Raw genomic sequence first — 16,482 nt, 5'->3', positions numbered from 1 at the left:
CCCACAACAACCGTACATCGATCTTTGTGGAGGTGGTAGAAGGCAAGAAAAAGATCCTGGTGGTGGCGTCCGCGCCACACCCCGACCTCAAAGCCCTGCGCGAAGTGATAGAGCAGAACGCCAACTACGAATGCGCGCTGCATATCCCCGGCCTCGACGAGCAACCCGCCAGTGTGTTACAGTCCGATCAAACCGACCTCGTCATCTTCCACCAGGCACCCGACCTGCGCGGCACCACCCGCGACTTGTTCCTGCGCCTGCTCAAAACCAAAGCGTCGGTCTTCCTCATCCTGGGCGAGCAGTCCGACCTGCGCCTCATCGCGCAACAGAACATGCCGCTGAAGCTCGACGCCATGCCCCGCGAGTTTGACGACGTCACCCCGGTGGTGAACCCCACCTTCCCGAACTTCGAGCTGTCGGCGAGCGCCACCACAGTGCTGACAGACTATCCCCCGCTGTCGGTACACTTCGGCAAGATCAACGTGCCGCTGCAAGCCGCGCCATTGTTATACCAACGCGTGGGCAACCTGGCCACCCAAAAGCCGCTGCTGGCAGTAAGTGTACAAGATGCACGTAAGACCGGCATACTGCTCGGCGCCGGCATCTGGCGCTGGCGCCTGAACGAGTTCGACCGCACGGAACATACCGAGGCTTTTGACGAGCTGTTCGGCAAGCTGATCCAATTCCTCAGCACGACCGACGACAAACGCAAGTTCCGCAGCTACCCGCTGCAGCAGGAGTTCTCCGACACCGAGGCCGTGGTCTTTGAGAGCCAGGTATACAACGATCTTTTTGAACCCGTTTATGGCAACACCATCGCGCTGTCGCTGACCGACGAAAAAGGCAGGAAGTATGATTACTCCTACGTCACCAGCCAGGGCAACAGCCAGTATTCCATCGGCGGCCTGAAAGAAGGCGTCTATCGCTACAAAGCCAGCACCACCGCCAACCAAAAGAGGGAAGAAGTCCGTGGCGAGTTTGCCGTGGTACACCGCCAGGTCGAGCTGCAAAACCTCACAGCCGACTTCGACCTGCTCCGCCGCATGTCGGCCAACACCGGCGGCACCTTCTACAACGTCACCCAGCTCGACAAACTACAAGCCGACCTGCGCAAAGCCGAAGCCACGAGTGTCATCCATACAGAAGAATCGTTCGAAGCACTGGTCAACCTCAAGTGGGTATTTTTTGTCCTGCTGGCATTGGTGTCGATCGAGTGGTTCTCACGTCGCTACTGGGGCAGCTACTAAGGCCTGGCAGCCTTTCGTATCTCGCAAACAGTTCGTATTTTAGAATTACCAACCTCCCTATGAGTACTAAAAAGAAAATCCTGCTGGCAGTGGTGGCCATCCTGGTCATCCTGCAATTTATCCAACCCTCCAAGAATATCGCCCTCCCGCTGATCACGGAAGACGACATTTCCAAAAAGTATGCGATACCCGAAGATGTCCACCAGATCCTGATCAAAAAGTGCTACGACTGCCATAGCACCAATACAGTATACCCGTGGTACTACAACATACAGCCCCTGGCCTGGTGGATGGCCCACCACATTAACGAAGGCAAAGAAGAGCTGAACTTCTCCGCCTTTAAAACCTACCCCGAAAAGAAAGCCGCCCACAAGCTCGAAGAACTCGGCGAAGCCGTAAACGACGGCTGGATGCCCCTGGACTCCTACCTCTGGATGCACCACGACGCCGAAATAACCGAAGCCGACCGCACCGCTATAAATGCGTGGTTAAAAACATTGCCAGCGTCGGAGCACCGCGAATAGCATGTGCACGTGGCGATTTCTATCGGTTTATACAAGAGAGCTTAGGTTGAATCAGCCCTGAAAGGGCGAACACAATAGCCCAGGCTGAAGGCCTGGGATTATCGTACAAATGAGGACGCAGTCCTGTAGGGGCGTAACAGGCTCTTATATATTCATTCGTGTTGCTCAGGCCTGCGCTGACGCTCCGACGTGAGCGATGTGTTTCGCTCTTTCAGAGCTAGGGCCAGGGCCCAATATTTTATACCACAAAAATCTAAACAGATACCACTATGCGCTGGACAGGCAGAAGACAAAGCTCGAACGTAGAAGACCGTCGCGGCAGCGGCGGTGGAGGCGGCATGCTGAAAGGCGGCCTCGGCATTGGCGGCGTGATCATCGTCGTGATCATCAGTCTGGTGATGAAAAAGAACCCCCTGGAGGTTCTCCAGCAAACCGGTGTCGGTACGAGCAACAACTATACGAGTGAAGAACGCGCCCCCCTCACCCCCGAAGAAGAAAAAATGGGCGAGTTCGTCTCCGTCGTGCTGGCCGATACCGAAGACGTGTGGCACAAGCTCATGAGCGACTACCGCGAGCCCACGCTCGTACTCTTCACCGACCAGGTAGCCTCCGGCTGCGGCAACGCCACATCGGCCACCGGTCCCTTCTACTGCTCGGCCGACGAGAAACTATACATCGACCTCAGCTTCTACGAAGAGCTCCGTTCGCGCTTCCAGGCGCCCGGCGACTTCGCACAAGCGTATGTCATCGCGCATGAAGTGGGGCACCACATCCAACACCTCATGGGCATCACCGACCGTGTACACGGCATGCGCGGCCAGCTCAGCGAGACGGAGTATAACAAGCTCTCCGTGCGCCTCGAACTGCAGGCCGACTTCCTCGCAGGCGTCTGGGCGCACCACGCACAGAAGATGCAGAATATACTCGAAGAAGGCGACATCGAAGAAGCGCTCGGAGCCGCCACCGCCATCGGCGACGACCGGCTGCAAAAACAAGCCACCGGCCACGTCGTACCCGACTCGTTCACCCACGGCACATCGGCCCAACGCGTGCGCTGGTTCAAAAAAGGCTTCGAGACGGGCGACATCAAACAGGCTGATACCTTCAACGCGGAGGAGCTCTGAAGATCACACCATAAAAAGTAGGGAATTCCCGCACTTGTTTGCCGTGGCTGCTGTTGTCCATACCAGACGACAAAACCAATCGGTATGCAATTGAAGTTAAGTGTGCTGGACCAGACCCCCATCCGGCGGGGAAGCACGGCCGTAGAGGCCTTACAAGAAAGTGTAGCGCTGGCCCGCCTGGCCGATACGCTGGGCTATACGCGCTATTGGTTATCCGAGCACCACAACATTTCCACACTCGCCGGCGCCGCGCCCGAAGTGCTCATCGCACGCCTGGCAGCCGAGACCAAACACATCCGCTTCGGCTCCGGCGGCATCATGCTGCCCAACCACAGCACCTTGAAGGTAGCCGAGAACTTTCGCCTGCTGGAAGCGCTCTATCCCGGCCGTATCGATCTGGGCATCGGCCGCGCACCCGGTGGTGACCGCCTCACCGCCTCGCTGCTGAACCCCGCCAATACATTTGACCCGCAGGAATATTTAACGCAAATCATCGACCTCAAAGCTTTTCTTTCCGAAGATGCCCGGCCCGACACCGTACACGAAAAAGTAAAGGCCATTCCGCGCGTAGACACCATGCCCGATCTCTGGATGCTCACATCGAGCGGCGAGAGCGCTTACCTCGCTGCGCATTTTGGTATGTCGCTATCGTTTGCACAGTTCATAAACCCGGTTGGAGGCCCCGAAGCCGTCGCCGCGTATCGCAAATTATTTAAAGGCGACGGACATCAGACTCCCCGCGCGAGCGTCAGCATCTTTGCTTTTTGTGGCGATACGCCAGAGAAAGCAGAACAGGTACAAGCCGTCATGGACTATCGCTTGCTAAGCATTGAACGTGGAAAGCAGGACGAAGCACCGTCGTACGAGGCGATCAAAGATTATGAGTATAGCCGCGAAGAGTGGTCTAGGGTGCAATACAATCGTATGCGGACAATTACCGGTACGCCCGACGTAGTAAAAGAAAAGATCACCAGGCTCGCAGAGCAGTTCGGCGTAGACGAAGTAATGATCGCTACATTCGCCGATCGTCACGAAGACCGACTGCGCTCGTATACTTTGCTGGCAGAGCAATTTTCACTCTCGCGTGTGCCGGAAGCTATTATTCGTTAGTTAGGCACGACGTGATTTACATCAGATTCTCGCCTCGCACACGGTATATATTTGGTTTTCGCGGGGTACGACTACGTAATTCGTGCGCGAATTTCCCCTTCTTTAAAATTTTCTGATACTTTTGTAGGAAGGCCCGGGAAACCAGCGCTGGAAATTTTTACTAAACATACCATAACACTATGTCGACCGTACTTGGATACTCACAGGCGAAGATCGTATTCGATCATGCCAAGGCCAATCAGTATGCACTACCCGCCATCAACATTTCGAACTCCAACACCATCAACGCCAGCCTGGAAACGGCGAAGAGTGTAGGTTCGCCTGTAATCATTCAATTCTCCAACGGCGGCTCGTCCTTCTTCGCGGGTAAGTCATTGCCGAACAAGCAGCAGGAAGCCTCTATCCTGGGCGCCATCGCTGCCGCGAAATATGTACACGAAGTAAGCGATGCTTACGGCGTACCGGTGCTGCTCAACACCGACCACGCTGCCAAGAAGCTTATTCCCTGGGTGGACGGCATGCTGGCAGAAGGTGAAAAATTCTTCAAACAAACCGGCAAGCCCCTGTTCTCATCGCATATGCTCGACCTGTCGGAAGAGCCGCTGAAAGAAAACATCGAGACCAGCAAACGCTACCTCGAAAGAATGACCAAGCTCAACATGTTCCTCGAGATCGAGCTCGGCGTGACCGGTGGTGAAGAAGACGGCGTGGACAACTCACACGTAGAAGCGTCCAAACTGTACACACAGCCGGAAGAAGTAGCCTATGCGTACGAAGAGCTGTCGAAAGTAAGCCCGAACTTTGTGATCGCGGCATCGTTCGGCAACGTACACGGCGTATACAAGCCGGGTAACGTAAAGCTGGATCCTACCATCTTACGTAATTCACAGGATTACATCCAAAAGAAATTCAACACCGGCAAGAACCCTGTGAACTTCGTGTTCCACGGCGGATCAGGTTCTGAAGCAGAAAAGATCCAGGAGGCGATCGGCTACGGTGTGATCAAAATGAATATCGACACCGATCTGCAGTGGGCACTCTGGGAAGGTATCCTGAAGTACTACAAAAAGAACGGCGACTACCTGCAAGGACAGCTCGGCAACCCCACCGGTCCGGACGCCCCGAACAAAAAACACTACGATCCACGTGTTTGGCTGCGCGACGGCGAAACTTCTTTCAAAGAGCGCCTCACACAAGCTTTCCAGGAGCTGAATGCCCTGAATCGTAACGTGCCGCTGTAAGAGCAGGCATCAAAAAATATACACTGTAAAAGTCCACGGCCGCGTTTATCGCACAAGCCGTGGACTTTTTTGATGTTAGCTGTTCACTTCCGGGGTGCTCGTAATGGTGTACTCATCCAGGCGGGTTATCGTGACGTTTTTCCATTTGCCGAGCTTCCGTACCCGGCCGTCAAATAACAGGTCTCCTGCGTTCTTGAAACGTTTATTCAGGTTATCCTGGATCACCCAAAGACCGTCGATCTCAGGGTCCCCTGATTGCAGGCGTACCGTATCACCATAATGGAACTTGCCTTCCCAGCGTTTTAACAGATCTCTTGACAGGGCCATCCAGCGGATTTCTTGCTTAAATAGCTTTTCTTGGTCAATTCGTGCGTTACTGGCCGTAATCAGCGGGGTTCTGTCACACTGGTGTTTCACGGGGTTGTACACCGTTACCGTTTCCAGCGTCACACTCACCTCCTGATGGCCTTTCAAAACGGTTTTGTGGTTGATACCCTTTGTGTATGAGCCGATTATGGGCATCATCATAAAAGCAACCAAAAACACAACAATTTTTGAATTTTTCATACTTCGATAGTTTCGAACATTCAGTGGCTTATCAGAAACTTCCATGCCAAAAAATGTCAATTCACCTCTTATTCTTACCTGAAATATCAGGTAAACGGTTGAATTGTACGTTTTGCCACAAAAAAAGTTACAAAATGGCTAAAAACTGACATGTAGAAACGGCCAAAATGGCTGTAGAAAAACCTGACAGAATGGGGAACGTCATCCCCAGCGGAATGTCAGGAAAACACCGCAACACCACCGCAACGGGCCATGATCACGCCCTGTTTTGGGCATGCACTATAGCTATAGTATGTATATAACAATCTCCCTATAGGCAGCCAGGTGCGGTTGTACAATGGATATACCCGTCCATTTTCGGAAGCTTAGCGGAGTACTTTTTCGCGTTCTACGGTATAATTAAAAAATAACGTGATCATATGTGCCTGCATCCCGTCCGTGCGATGGTATAGCGCATAACGCATTTCGATGTCATTAAATGTAATGGCCCCGCGTCGCGCGAACGGCGCATAGCGAAGACCTACACCCGGTTTAAAACTTTCAAACGACGAGAGATCGTAATCTGAGGTATAATACGTATCGGTGGCGTTGTGTCTATCGTACGGCTTGAAGTAGTCGGAACTCTGTTGCGTATATACTCTGACAAACGGCGTCACCGTAAACACACGACTAACCTTTATGGCCGACTCGATGTTCACGGCATGCGCGACAATACCAAAATCGTCGTAATAATATCGATAGGACGTGCGCAATACCCAGCGGCTACCCAGAAAGGTATTTAACTGCAGGCCTACCGGTATTTTCAACCGGCCGCTGGGCAGCTTCTCCACGCCCTCGGTGCGATCCATAAAATAGATGCGATGGAATGGCGTAGAGAGCAACCCTTGCTGATAGGCAATGCCCGGATAGATGCCGAGCGTCATACGCCGGTTGATCGTCTGCAGAAAACCGGCCTCGATGTTGACGGAATTACGCCGGTACTCGTCAAACCAGTTTTTATACCGGAGCTCTTCGGGATATACCAGTTTCTGCGGACGTCCATTCTCGAATCGTCCCCAGCGCAAGTCATCAAAATAGGCCTGCACGGCAAGCGATACCTCGCGCTGCTGCGAAGGGCTGGTATAGCTCCACGACAATCCCCCGCCGATCGAGAGGTAATCCGACTCGATGGAAAACGATGCCGTGGCGCCTGCGTTCACCCGCTTCGCCGGCAACAGCCGGTTGTAGCCGATGCGCACATGGCTGCGCGCGTCGACCTTGGAAGCAGACGACATCTCAAAGTCGATGCGATCGGTGGAAGCCGAGCTGATCACATCCACGCCGCCGTCGAGGTGGAAGGTGTTGATCGAATCCTTGTTCACATTGATCGATACCTGGCTGGTATACACTTGTAGGTTTTCAGAGCCTTGCCCGCCCGTCACGGCGGAGTGGTCGTTGTCCTGGGTATAAAAAGAGAACAGCGCCTGCACGTCGGTGCGGGCGATGCGCTTCTTCACATACGGCGTGGTTTGCTGGCTGAAGGAAGTGAGGGCTGCTGCCAGGAGGGCGGCGGTGAGGTAACGTTTCTTCAAAGTCCGGGCCGGTTAATTACATCCACATCCACCACTGTTCTTGGTACTGCCGCCGCCGGTGGCACCTTCACGATAGGCCTGTACGTTTTCTTCCATACTGCGTGCGCCGGGCTGACCGGCTTGCATTTCGTGGTCGTTCAGGTACGCACGCTGGTAAGGCTTCACACTTTCGCAGGCCGCCAGCGCGGCGCCGAGCAACAGGCAGTAGAGTAAACGTTTCATGGAGCAGGATTCAAAGTTATAGACAGACGACGCGACGTGTCCAGCCGGTTCTGGTCGTCAATGATCAGGCAGTGCGTGTTGGGCAGTTGGTCAATAAAGTGTAGCCCTACCGCGGGGCCCATGACCGTGACCGCCGTCGCCAGTGCGTCGGAAAGCTCCGCGCTCGGGCTCACCACCGTGGCACTCTTGATACCGTGCACCGGCAGGCCCGTCTTCGGGTCGATGTTGTGCGAGTAGCGTGTGCCGTCGATTTCAACATATTGTTCGTAGTTGCCCGAGGTTGCTACCGACGCCTGGTGCACCGGGATCCAGGCCATGACACGGTCGGGCGCATCGGGGTCGGCAATGCCTACCTTCCACGGTGTGCCGTCGGGACGCGTGCCCCAGGCTGTCAGGTCGCCGCTGGCGTTGATGACGCCGCTGCGGATACCTTTCTGGAGCAACACGCTCTTGACCTTGTCGGCTGCGTAGCCTTTGCCGATCGCCCCAAACCCAATGTGCATACCCGGCACCGGCAAATAGGCCTGGCCGGGGGGTGTCAACACGATCTTGTCCCAGCCCACACGTTGCAATGCGTCATCGATCGCGGCGCGGCCGGGCAGCACAGCCGGTTTGTTTCGAAAGTCGTACAGCTTTTTCAGTACCCCGGCCGTGATATCGAACGCCCCCTGCGTCAACCGGGAAATCTCGCGGCAGCGCTGAAGAATGGCATATACTTCGGGGTCTACGTCCACGGCATGGATCCCTGCCGCACGGTTCAGCCGGGCCGTTTGGGAAGTGTCGGAGAACTCCGTCAACAGGGCCTCCATACGCCGCACTTCGGCCACGGCGGTATCCAGGTGATCTTCCGGATCGTTTGCCGCGGTTACCGTTACGAACTCGAAAGCAGAACCCATGAGCCGGGCCTGCTGACGATGCTCCGTTAACGGCACCACCGTCATGGCAGCAGCAGCGGTTTGATCTCGTCGATGAACTGCGCCGGCGATTCGTTGTGATAGTTCAATACCTTCACCACGTTGCCATCGTCGCGCAGCAGCAGGATATAGGGAAAAACTCCGGAAGGATTATACTTTTCGGCCAATGCCTCGTTTTGTCTGCGAAGAGAATCCGATTGGCGCGCGCGTTGGGGGAAGTCGGCCTTCAACAACACCAGGTTGGCGTCGGCAAATTCCTGGAAGGAATGTTCGGCTAAGATCTTTTTCTCAAAATGAATACAAGGCGCGCACCAGTCCGACCCGGCAAAGACCAGCAACACCGGCCGGTGATGTTCCGTCGCCTGGTGAAAGGCCTCGTCCGCGTTCTCCCGCACCTGCGCCCAGGCGGCGAGGCCGGAAAGGAAGAAGCAGAGTGTCAGTACAAAAGGCAGTCGGAAGCGTATCAAAGGGCCATGTATTCGTTGCGGTAAAAGTAACGATTTTCGAGGGGAAAATGTTTCCCAAAAAACTATACCATCAGCCTTCTATGGAAGAAGACGTAACCTGCAGGTAATACTGGCAACGCGGGCGGGAAAAGAAGAAGGCTGTCTTCCTGAGAAAACAGCCCTGCTTCGACTTGGGTTAATTGGTCTTGTTGAGGGTTGGAAGCACGAAGTCGTCCAACGGACTCGGCTGCTTCATCATCGCCTCGATATCGTCTGTCGTGCGCGGCGCATAGCTGGAGAGGTGCTCGATGCCCGTCTTGGTAACGAGGTAGTCGTCTTCGATACGGACGGCAATGCCCCACCACTTCTTATCGCACGCGCTATTGTCAGGTATATAGATACCGGGCTCGATGGTAAACACGCTGTTTTCGGCCAGGACATACACGCCACGGTCGTGTACATCCAACCCGATGTGGTGTGACACGCCGTGCGGGAAGTACAGATGTTTGTCCGTAGGCGATTTGATAACACCCAGGTCCGCCAGGCCTTTGTTGATAATGTCGCGGCAGACCACCGTCAGTTGCCCCATCGGCACGCCAGGCTTAGCAATTTTCATGGCCTCTTCCTGCGCTTTCAGTACGAGGTCATAGATCTGTTTTTGTTCCGGCGAGAATTTGCCGTTCACGGGAATGGTGCGCGTAATGTCGGCCGTATACCCGTGATACTCCGCGCCGAGGTCCATCAGGATCAGCTCCTTGGTGGTCAGCGACGGTTTATAGTTATCGATATAGTGGAGGATGCAACCGTTGTGGCCGCCGCCCACGATGGACGGGTAGCCCAGCTCTTCCGCCTGGTATTTTTTAAATACGAATTCGTGAATACCCTGTACCTCGCGCTCGGACATGCCGGGCTTGATAGCCTTCATTACTTCCACCTGGCCCACGCACGATACCATCACGGCCTTGCGCAGCAGGTCGATCTCTTCTTTGGTCTTGGTGCCACGCAGCTCGTCCATGATGGGCGCGAGTGCATCCTTATCGAGGTTGTTCTTTTGCGCCTCCCGCGATACCGTCAGCGACGCGCCGGGTGTGGGGTAGTTGGTCTTCTTTTTAAACTGTGCGATCAGGTCGTAGAGATCGGATGTATCGTCTTTCTCGTCGCGCACATCGTTTTGAAAATCAAAGAACAGGACCTTGGCAAACTTCGTGAAGTCGAGGTTATACTTTTCAAATTCCGGGTTGTTAAAGGCCTGGTCGAAACCCAGTTGCTCGCGTGTCTTTACATCACCCAGGCGGCGGCCGGTCCACATTTCGTGAATGGGGTTGCGTGGCTGTACAAAGATGATCTCGTCGTATTGCGCGCCGTTGGCGGCGGTCTGCTTGTCTTTGAATACCAGCAGCACCGCGTGAGGCTCCTTGTAGCCGGTCAGGTAAAAGAAGTCGGGATCCTGGTGGTACACATACTCTACGTCGTTGGCGCGGTTACGGACGGGGTTGGCAAAAAACACGGCCACGGAATTGGCCGGCAGTTTTTCGCGCAGCTTGGCGCGGCGCTCTTTGTGAAAGCTCGACTTCAGGAAGTCGGCCGGCAGGTCTTCATTCTGGGCAAAGACCGTGGCAGTCATGGCTAATGATAGGAGTAAGGCTAGTGTTTTTTTCATGGTCAATGAGGTCTGACCGTAAATCTCGACAAAAACTGCCGGATCACCGTCACCCTCTTCAACGTGCGGAAAAGGAAATAGCCTGAGTGGCAAGCACGGCCAAAAAAAGGCCCGGTTGCTTAAGCCGGGCCTACCAAAAAAAGTAATTTATTACCTAAACTTCACCTGTAAACTACCTATTGATTCCGTATCGCTCAGGATGTCGATCTGATAAATGCCCGCCTCGAGTCGTTCTGAAGGGATAAATATCATCGCCACCCGCTTATAAGGATATTCTTTCAGTATCGCCTGGCGGGTCGAGGCCACGTACTTTGGGGGAATGCCGTCGTCCACCACCGTGGTCGACATGTCGCCGTCGGCCGCCGACAGCACTTGCCCTGCCGGGTCCGTTATGCGAAAGTGCAGGTCTTTCACCCGCGAGGCGACGTCCACATGCACCACCAGCTTGCGCGTCTTGCGCGCGCTCAGTGTCAGTCGCTCGTTTTTGCGATAAGGCTCCACCCGCACATCCTTCACCGCCGACAGCCGCCACGCGTGCAGCTCGCCGGTCAGATTTTTGTTCTGCTGCAACAACAGGGCGACGGTTTGTTCGAGGTCGTCCTGCGCGCTTTGCATACGTTTTACGGACCGCCGGGTGTCGGCCAGGTCTGTCGCCTGCGCTTCGTACCCCGCCTGCAGTGCCTGATGCTGTTGCCGCAGACGTGTGGCCCCGGCGTATTCCCGGCGCATAGCCGTGATCTGCGCATCGCGGTCTTTTACTTCCCCCACCGCACGCGCTGCCTTGTACTGCAATGCGCCGTTCGCCACGCGCAACGTCGACAGCGCCGCCGCTTGTCTGGCAATCTCTTTTTCCAGCTGCAGCTTTTCCGACAGCATCACTTCCGTCTTGAGCATCTCTTCCCGCAAGCTCGCCTCCAGCAGCCGGACACTGATACCTTCCGACGCCAGGTAGGCCACCGTGCCCGTTAAGAGCAGGATCGCGACCATCGCCGCTATTCCGAAAACCCTGTTTTTATTTATAACGGACATGGTCGCTGCTGCATCAAAGTAGGAGGAAGAGGTTAAAGAGCGCATTAAACCGGCATTAAAACCGCATTAAAAAATTACCCGAATACCGGAAAATATCGCTTCACCCACTGGCTGCCGGCAAAGGACGTGATGTAATACAGCGTCTCCTTCACACCCGGCATGGCCTTGCGCAAATACTTACGCGCCTCGGGCATGTTGCCCTGCAAATAGCAATACCGTGCACGGCTGCCATTGATGCGTTTCCTGGCCAGCGCCACCTCACGCGGATAGCGCTTCTCAAAGCCCTCCAGACACATCAATGAATAGTAATAGTCTTTCTTTCGATACTCGACGTCGAGCGACAAATTATGGCCGTCGACAAAACGCGTCGCCACGTGCGCAGCGATCTCCGCGGACGCACGCTGCTCAAACAGGCGTAGCGTCCAGTCGAAGTCCAGCATGCCGAAGTGTTCTTCAAACAAAATATGTTTCAGGTCTTTGTGTATCATGACCGTGCCGAGATACGTATTCTGCACGCCCATCTTTTCTTTGGAGAGCTTCTTCAGAAACGTCTCGTTCGGTGCGAAGAACCGGGTCATTTCCAGGTTTTCGGCCAGTGTGTGTATACCGGTGTGTGTATTGGTCATACTATAGCTGCCCGTGACGATCGGCACATGCTCGCCAGCCTGCAGCTGCAACCGGATCTTATGCGGCAGCCACAGGTCATCGTGGTCGAGGAAGCAGATATAGTCGCCGGTGGCATAGCGCAAGCCGATATTCCGACCCTTGTTGGGACCGCCGCTGTTGGCGGGCGTCGAATAAAACTGCTGAATGTCCAGGGAAAACTTTTCGAGGATCTCAAGCGTGTCGTCGGTCGAGCAGTCGTCGATGACGATCAGCTCCACCGTGAACGCGCGGCCCATGCCCTCTTGCCGCAACACCGAATGCAGGGCACGCGCGATCGTCTTTTCGGCATTGTAGGTAGTGATGATGACGGATACCTTTTTCATGACGCCCAAGTTGGCCGCCCGGGCTGAAGACCGACTTAAAAGCAAATTAAAAGGGAGTTAAAAGAGGCAGTCCGGAGCGGGTCCGCAGCAAGGCCGGGGTAACCCCTGGAGGCGGCCGGCGCCAAAGCCGATCCGGTTCCCGGCGTCTGGCCAATTTGCACCATTTGGCATTAAAAAGGCCAGTAGAAGACAAGATATCCAATAGATACGCAATAATTAATGAATAGATAACCAATAGATATCCAATACTTATATAGGTATTGAATATCTATTGAAAAACTCCTTTTAAAAATCTTCTGAAATATTCCATACATCGGCGAATGGTCCACTTTCGGAGATCTCCCGGCTTAGCATGGCAGCTCATGTCCCTTCGGGTCCGCCAGGTGCAGTGTCCGCGCAGGAAGACTCGCAGGGTGAGGATTGTCGGTAAGGGGACCGGTGGGTCGAATCTATCCAAAAAATGCGCCCGAGGCTAAAAAGGAAGTGTGAGGGTAAAGGTCGTGCCCCCGCCGGAATTCGGGGCGAGGGTAATGGTGCCTTTGTGTAACAAGACGATGCGCTGTACGACCGACAGGCCGATGCCGTAACCCTTGATGCCTTTTGTGTTCTCTCCGCGGTAAAAGGGCTCGAAAATATTGCCGCGGTCGGCTTCGGGAATACCGATGCCCTGGTCGCGGAAACGGAGCAGGAGGTGGCTCGGAGTCGCGCATACGTGCACATCGACGCGGTGGTCGGCGGAATATTTGCAGCCGTTTTCGATCAGATTCGACAACGCTACCTTCATGAGCTGCTCGTCGCCGTTGACGGTAAGCTTGGACTCGTCGTCGAGGTCGTCGTCGAGGTGGATGTTGATGGTATAACCCGGGTCACGTTTCTGAAGCTCGTCGCGGGTGAGCCAGAGCAACTCGTCGATGCGCAGGTGTGTCATACGGCGGTCGGTGCCGTCGGCGCTGGTTTGTGCGAGTAACAACAGCCGGTTGGCGAGGTTGTTCAGGCTCCGGATGTCGTCTAATACGGAGTTGACGACGCCGCGGTATTCGTCGTTGGTACGGGCATGGAGCAGGCTGACCTCCAGCTGCCCCGTGATGGCGGTCAGCGGTGTGCGCAGCTCGTGCGAGGCATTGGCGATAAAGTTCTTTTGTACAATGAACGACGCTTCGAGGCGTTGCAGCATGCTGTTGAACGTGCGCGCCAGCTGTGCGATCTCGTCTTTGCCGTTGCCTTCGTTTACGCGTAGGTTAAGGCTGCTGATCGTGATCTCGTCCACCTGGTGCACCACGGTTGAGATTGGCTGTAGCGCTTTACCGGCAAAGAACCAGCCCGATACCGATACGGCTACGATGGTGATCGCGAATACAACGAGCAGGATCGTGCGCAGATTGTTGAGGCGGCTGAAGCCGTGGATGTCCGTCGCGGCAGCGACTACGGCGAAGCGGTCGTAGCGGCCCTTGAAGAGAAAACCCAGTACTTCGTAGTCGTCCTGCCGGTAGCGTACTTCTCCTTCCAGGCGGATGCGGTCCAGCAAGTCCTGCGAGATCCGGATGACGCGCTGCTCGTCGGTGCTGAAGATGATCTCGTTGTGAAAATCGTAAACAATGATCTTCTCGTTGGGCAGGCTCACGGGGTTGTCGTGCTCGATCTTGCGCAACAGGTCGACACCGACTTCGTCTACGTCGATAAGCAGCTTGGCCGTGTTGTTGGCTTTGCTGCGCAAACGGTTATAAAAATCCTCTTCGCGATAACCCGCCGAGAATATATAGATCAGCACGAGTGCCATCACCATGATGATGGCCACGCTGACGATGAACCGCAAGGTCAGACGGTTGCGGATGTTCATGCTTCTTCCTGGATTACGTAGCCCAGGCCAATGCGGGTGTGGATGAGCTTTTTCGGAAAGTCCCTGTCGATCTTTTTACGCAGGATGTTCATGTACACTTCTACCACGTTGGTGCCGGTGTCGAACGTCACCTCCCAGACCTTTTCGGCGATGTCGGGGCGCGACAACACGCGACCTTTGTTGCGCATGAGGTATTCCAGCAGGGCAAATTCTTTTGCCGTGAGGGAGATGGTGCGGTCGCCGCGCAAGGCCACTTTCTTGTCGAGGTCCAGGCGCAGGTCGCCGACGGTGAGCATACTGGTTTTTTCTTCCGCGTCCAGGCGTGCGCGGCGCGTAAGCGCTTTGATGCGGGCCAGGAGCTCTTTGAACTCGAAGGGCTTCTGCAGGTAATCGTCGGCGCCGGCGTCGAGGCCGGTAACTTTGTCGTCGGTGGTGCCCAGCGCCGTCAGCATCAGAATGGGTGTGGCAGGCTTAGCGGCCTTGAGCTTTTTGCAGAGCTCGAGGCCGTTCATGACCGGAATGATGACATCGAGTAGGATGATCTGATACGTATTGGCCAGGGCCAGTTTTTCGCCGGTATAACCGTCGTAGGCCAGGCTTACTTCGTAACCCTGTTCCTCCAGGCCTTCCCTGAGAAAGGCAGCTACTTTTTGTTCATCTTCAATGACGAGGAGCTTCATGTCTGTGAATTAAATTTCTTCGTCCGGGCAACGCACCTGGGGAACGTGCGCGCGTAATGCTACACAAATTTACGGCGATACGGGAAATACGTGTCGGCGTCGACTCACTCCGCGTAAAGCTCTTCGATGATGTAGTCTTTGCCATGCCCATACGCGATCAGCTCCTTGAGGTTGTAAGGCTCGAGCGTGTTGAGGTCTTTTACGCGGAAGTCGCCTTCGGGCAGGGTGGCTTCGATGATAAACTCATGTTGCTCGCCAAAGTTGGTGAGGCGATATTTTTTTCCTACGCGGAGCACGTCTAAGTGGAGGCCGGCCATGATGTGGTTGAATTGGTTTAAAGATCTTCTTCGCGTTCCAGCATCAGGATGGACGCCTGCGGCACGATAAAGTATTTTTCATCTTCGTACATGACTTCGATGGCGCCCTTCTGTAAGAAAATGGCGAGGTCGCCCTCCTGGGCCTGCAGGGGCAGGTACTTCACTTGTTCTTCCTTGCCCTTCCACACGTCGTCTTCGTCGGCGGGGAGGGGCAGGGGGTAGCCCGGGCCGACTTTAATGACGTAGCCGCTCTGTATTTTTTCCTTTTCCTGAACACTGGGCGGCAGGTATAATCCGCTGGCTGTCTTGTCCGTATACGCCTTGGGTTTGATCAGCACGCGGTCGCCTACGACGATGAGTTTTTTGAGCCGGTTATCCGCTGTTATTTTCATTGTTGCCGTAATTTTCGATCTTACTAGGGTACAAATATCCTAAACCTTACTTAATCCGTATACGCTTTCATTTAAAATCCCGGTCTTAACCAAAACCTCATGAAAAAAATCTATTTGTTAACCATTATGCTGGTCGGGCTGCTGTCGCATGGGGCGACGGCGCAGATCGACGCGGGGCTGTTCCGCTACCCCGACGTATCCCAAACACACATTGTTTTTACCTACGCCAACGACCTGTGGGTCGTACCGAAAACCGGAGGCGTGGCGAGTCGCCTGAGCTCGCCGGCCGGCGTGGAAGTATATCCGAAGTTTTCGCCTGACGGCAAGTCTATTGCCTTTACCGGCAACTACGATGGCAACTACGACATCTATACTCTGCCGACGCTGGGGGGCGTACCCGCTCGCCTCACATACCACGGTGGAACGGACCGCGTGGTGGATTGGTTCCCCGACGGCCAGCACATCCTGTTCGCCTCCGGTCGCGAGGCCGGCCGCGAACGGTTCAATCAGTGCTTCAAACTGAAGCCCGGCGGCGGGGTGCCCGAAAAGCTGCCCATGCCCTATGCCGAGTTCGGCTCGGTGTCGCCTGCCGGCCCGCAGCTGTGGCGTGTA

General features: G+C 55.0%; 16 protein-coding genes and 2 pseudogenes. 6 read left to right on the top strand and 12 right to left on the bottom strand.

Translation table 11 applies throughout. From position 1 onward, the window contains the following. The 5 genes and pseudogenes from KK078_RS29395 to fbaA all read left to right on the top strand — a co-directional run. Positions 1-1,247, top strand: a pseudogene (locus KK078_RS29395) (hypothetical protein); the annotation flags it as partial. A gap of 59 nt (positions 1,248-1,306) precedes the next feature. Further along, positions 1,307-1,771, top strand: coding sequence for a heme-binding domain-containing protein (locus KK078_RS29390; protein WP_254094429.1), 465 nt, complete (start codon positions 1,307-1,309; stop codon positions 1,769-1,771). A gap of 269 nt (positions 1,772-2,040) precedes the next feature. Beyond that, positions 2,041-2,895, top strand: coding sequence for a KPN_02809 family neutral zinc metallopeptidase (gene ypfJ / locus KK078_RS29385; RefSeq protein WP_254094427.1), 855 nt, complete (start codon positions 2,041-2,043; stop codon positions 2,893-2,895). Positions 2,896-2,979: 84 nt separating this feature from the next. Continuing rightward, complete coding sequence (locus KK078_RS29380; protein WP_254094425.1) at positions 2,980-4,005, top strand: LLM class flavin-dependent oxidoreductase; 1,026 nt, start codon at positions 2,980-2,982, stop codon at positions 4,003-4,005. Positions 4,006-4,184: 179 nt separating this feature from the next. After that, positions 4,185-5,246 carry a class II fructose-bisphosphate aldolase gene (gene fbaA, locus KK078_RS29375; protein WP_254094423.1) on the top strand — a complete coding sequence of 354 codons (1,062 nt, stop codon included), beginning with the start codon at positions 4,185-4,187 and terminating at the stop codon, positions 5,244-5,246. A 75-nt stretch (positions 5,247-5,321) separates the two neighbouring features. On the opposite strand, the gene KK078_RS29370 is transcribed toward fbaA, so the two are convergent. From KK078_RS29370 to KK078_RS29315, 12 genes are all read right to left on the bottom strand, one after another. Then, positions 5,322-5,813, bottom strand: coding sequence for an RlpA-like double-psi beta-barrel domain-containing protein (locus KK078_RS29370; RefSeq protein ID WP_254094421.1), 492 nt, complete (start codon positions 5,811-5,813; stop codon positions 5,322-5,324). 365 nt (positions 5,814-6,178) lie between these two features. Beyond that, positions 6,179-7,384, bottom strand: coding sequence for a DUF3570 domain-containing protein (locus KK078_RS29365; protein WP_254094419.1), 1,206 nt, complete (start codon positions 7,382-7,384; stop codon positions 6,179-6,181). A gap of 12 nt (positions 7,385-7,396) precedes the next feature. Continuing rightward, positions 7,397-7,606, bottom strand: a complete 210-nt coding sequence (locus tag KK078_RS29360) for a DUF4266 domain-containing protein (protein ID WP_254094417.1) — start codon at positions 7,604-7,606, stop codon at positions 7,397-7,399. Next, positions 7,603-8,547, bottom strand: coding sequence for an FAD:protein FMN transferase (locus tag KK078_RS29355; protein ID WP_254094415.1), 945 nt, complete (start codon positions 8,545-8,547; stop codon positions 7,603-7,605). Before KK078_RS29355 ends, KK078_RS29360 begins: the two co-directional genes overlap by 4 nt. Further along, positions 8,544-8,987, bottom strand: coding sequence for a thioredoxin family protein (locus tag KK078_RS29350; RefSeq protein WP_254094413.1), 444 nt, complete (start codon positions 8,985-8,987; stop codon positions 8,544-8,546). Before KK078_RS29350 ends, KK078_RS29355 begins: the two co-directional genes overlap by 4 nt. A gap of 175 nt (positions 8,988-9,162) precedes the next feature. Then, positions 9,163-10,626 (bottom strand): aminopeptidase P N-terminal domain-containing protein, encoded by a 1,464-nt coding sequence (locus tag KK078_RS29345; protein WP_254094411.1) that lies wholly within the window; start codon positions 10,624-10,626, stop codon positions 9,163-9,165. A 150-nt stretch (positions 10,627-10,776) separates the two neighbouring features. After that, the gene (locus KK078_RS29340; protein WP_254094409.1) at positions 10,777-11,613 is read right to left on the bottom strand and encodes a hypothetical protein; all 837 of its coding nucleotides are present in this window, start codon (positions 11,611-11,613) and stop codon (positions 10,777-10,779) included. A 116-nt stretch (positions 11,614-11,729) separates the two neighbouring features. Beyond that, the gene (locus KK078_RS29335; RefSeq protein WP_254094407.1) at positions 11,730-12,644 is read right to left on the bottom strand and encodes a glycosyltransferase family 2 protein; all 915 of its coding nucleotides are present in this window, start codon (positions 12,642-12,644) and stop codon (positions 11,730-11,732) included. A gap of 472 nt (positions 12,645-13,116) precedes the next feature. After that, the gene (locus KK078_RS29330; protein ID WP_254094405.1) at positions 13,117-14,481 is read right to left on the bottom strand and encodes a HAMP domain-containing sensor histidine kinase; all 1,365 of its coding nucleotides are present in this window, start codon (positions 14,479-14,481) and stop codon (positions 13,117-13,119) included. Next, on the bottom strand, positions 14,478-15,161 hold the full coding sequence (locus tag KK078_RS29325; RefSeq protein ID WP_254094403.1) for a response regulator transcription factor: 684 nt from the start codon (positions 15,159-15,161) through the stop codon (positions 14,478-14,480). The genes KK078_RS29330 and KK078_RS29325 overlap by 4 nt, the downstream gene beginning before the upstream one ends. Positions 15,162-15,265: 104 nt before the next feature. Then, positions 15,266-15,478, bottom strand: a complete 213-nt coding sequence (locus KK078_RS29320; RefSeq protein ID WP_254094401.1) for a hypothetical protein — start codon at positions 15,476-15,478, stop codon at positions 15,266-15,268. A gap of 17 nt (positions 15,479-15,495) precedes the next feature. Beyond that, positions 15,496-15,870 carry a co-chaperone GroES gene (locus KK078_RS29315; protein ID WP_254094399.1) on the bottom strand — a complete coding sequence of 125 codons (375 nt, stop codon included), beginning with the start codon at positions 15,868-15,870 and terminating at the stop codon, positions 15,496-15,498. A 99-nt stretch (positions 15,871-15,969) separates the two neighbouring features. Here KK078_RS29315 and KK078_RS29310 point away from each other — a divergent pair. After that, a pseudogene (locus KK078_RS29310) lies at positions 15,970-16,482 on the top strand (S41 family peptidase); the annotation flags it as partial.

Source organism: Dawidia soli (genome assembly GCF_018598185.1).
Lineage (GTDB): Bacteria > Bacteroidota > Bacteroidia > Cytophagales > Cyclobacteriaceae > Ohtaekwangia > Ohtaekwangia soli.
This window is presented reverse-complemented; position numbering and strand designations above follow the sequence as displayed.

What these genes read in the sequence shown, in the direction of transcription:
- KK078_RS29390 (WP_254094429.1), top strand. Translation starts at nt 1,307, where the DNA reads ATGAGTACTAAAAAGAAAATCCTGCTGGCAGTGGTGGCCATCCTGGTC.
- ypfJ (WP_254094427.1), top strand. Translation starts at nt 2,041, where the DNA reads ATGCGCTGGACAGGCAGAAGACAAAGCTCGAACGTAGAAGACCGTCGC.
- KK078_RS29380 (WP_254094425.1), top strand. Translation starts at nt 2,980, where the DNA reads ATGCAATTGAAGTTAAGTGTGCTGGACCAGACCCCCATCCGGCGGGGA.
- fbaA (WP_254094423.1), top strand. Translation starts at nt 4,185, where the DNA reads ATGTCGACCGTACTTGGATACTCACAGGCGAAGATCGTATTCGATCAT.
- KK078_RS29370 (WP_254094421.1), bottom strand. Translation starts at nt 5,813, where the DNA reads ATGAAAAATTCAAAAATTGTTGTGTTTTTGGTTGCTTTTATGATGATG.
- KK078_RS29360 (WP_254094417.1), bottom strand. Translation starts at nt 7,606, where the DNA reads ATGAAACGTTTACTCTACTGCCTGTTGCTCGGCGCCGCGCTGGCGGCC.
- KK078_RS29355 (WP_254094415.1), bottom strand. Translation starts at nt 8,547, where the DNA reads ATGACGGTGGTGCCGTTAACGGAGCATCGTCAGCAGGCCCGGCTCATG.
- KK078_RS29345 (WP_254094411.1), bottom strand. Translation starts at nt 10,626, where the DNA reads ATGAAAAAAACACTAGCCTTACTCCTATCATTAGCCATGACTGCCACG.
- KK078_RS29340 (WP_254094409.1), bottom strand. Translation starts at nt 11,613, where the DNA reads ATGGTCGCGATCCTGCTCTTAACGGGCACGGTGGCCTACCTGGCGTCG.
- KK078_RS29335 (WP_254094407.1), bottom strand. Translation starts at nt 12,644, where the DNA reads ATGAAAAAGGTATCCGTCATCATCACTACCTACAATGCCGAAAAGACG.
- KK078_RS29330 (WP_254094405.1), bottom strand. Translation starts at nt 14,481, where the DNA reads ATGAACATCCGCAACCGTCTGACCTTGCGGTTCATCGTCAGCGTGGCC.
- KK078_RS29325 (WP_254094403.1), bottom strand. Translation starts at nt 15,161, where the DNA reads ATGAAGCTCCTCGTCATTGAAGATGAACAAAAAGTAGCTGCCTTTCTC.
- KK078_RS29320 (WP_254094401.1), bottom strand. Translation starts at nt 15,478, where the DNA reads ATGGCCGGCCTCCACTTAGACGTGCTCCGCGTAGGAAAAAAATATCGC.
- KK078_RS29315 (WP_254094399.1), bottom strand. Translation starts at nt 15,870, where the DNA reads ATGAAAATAACAGCGGATAACCGGCTCAAAAAACTCATCGTCGTAGGC.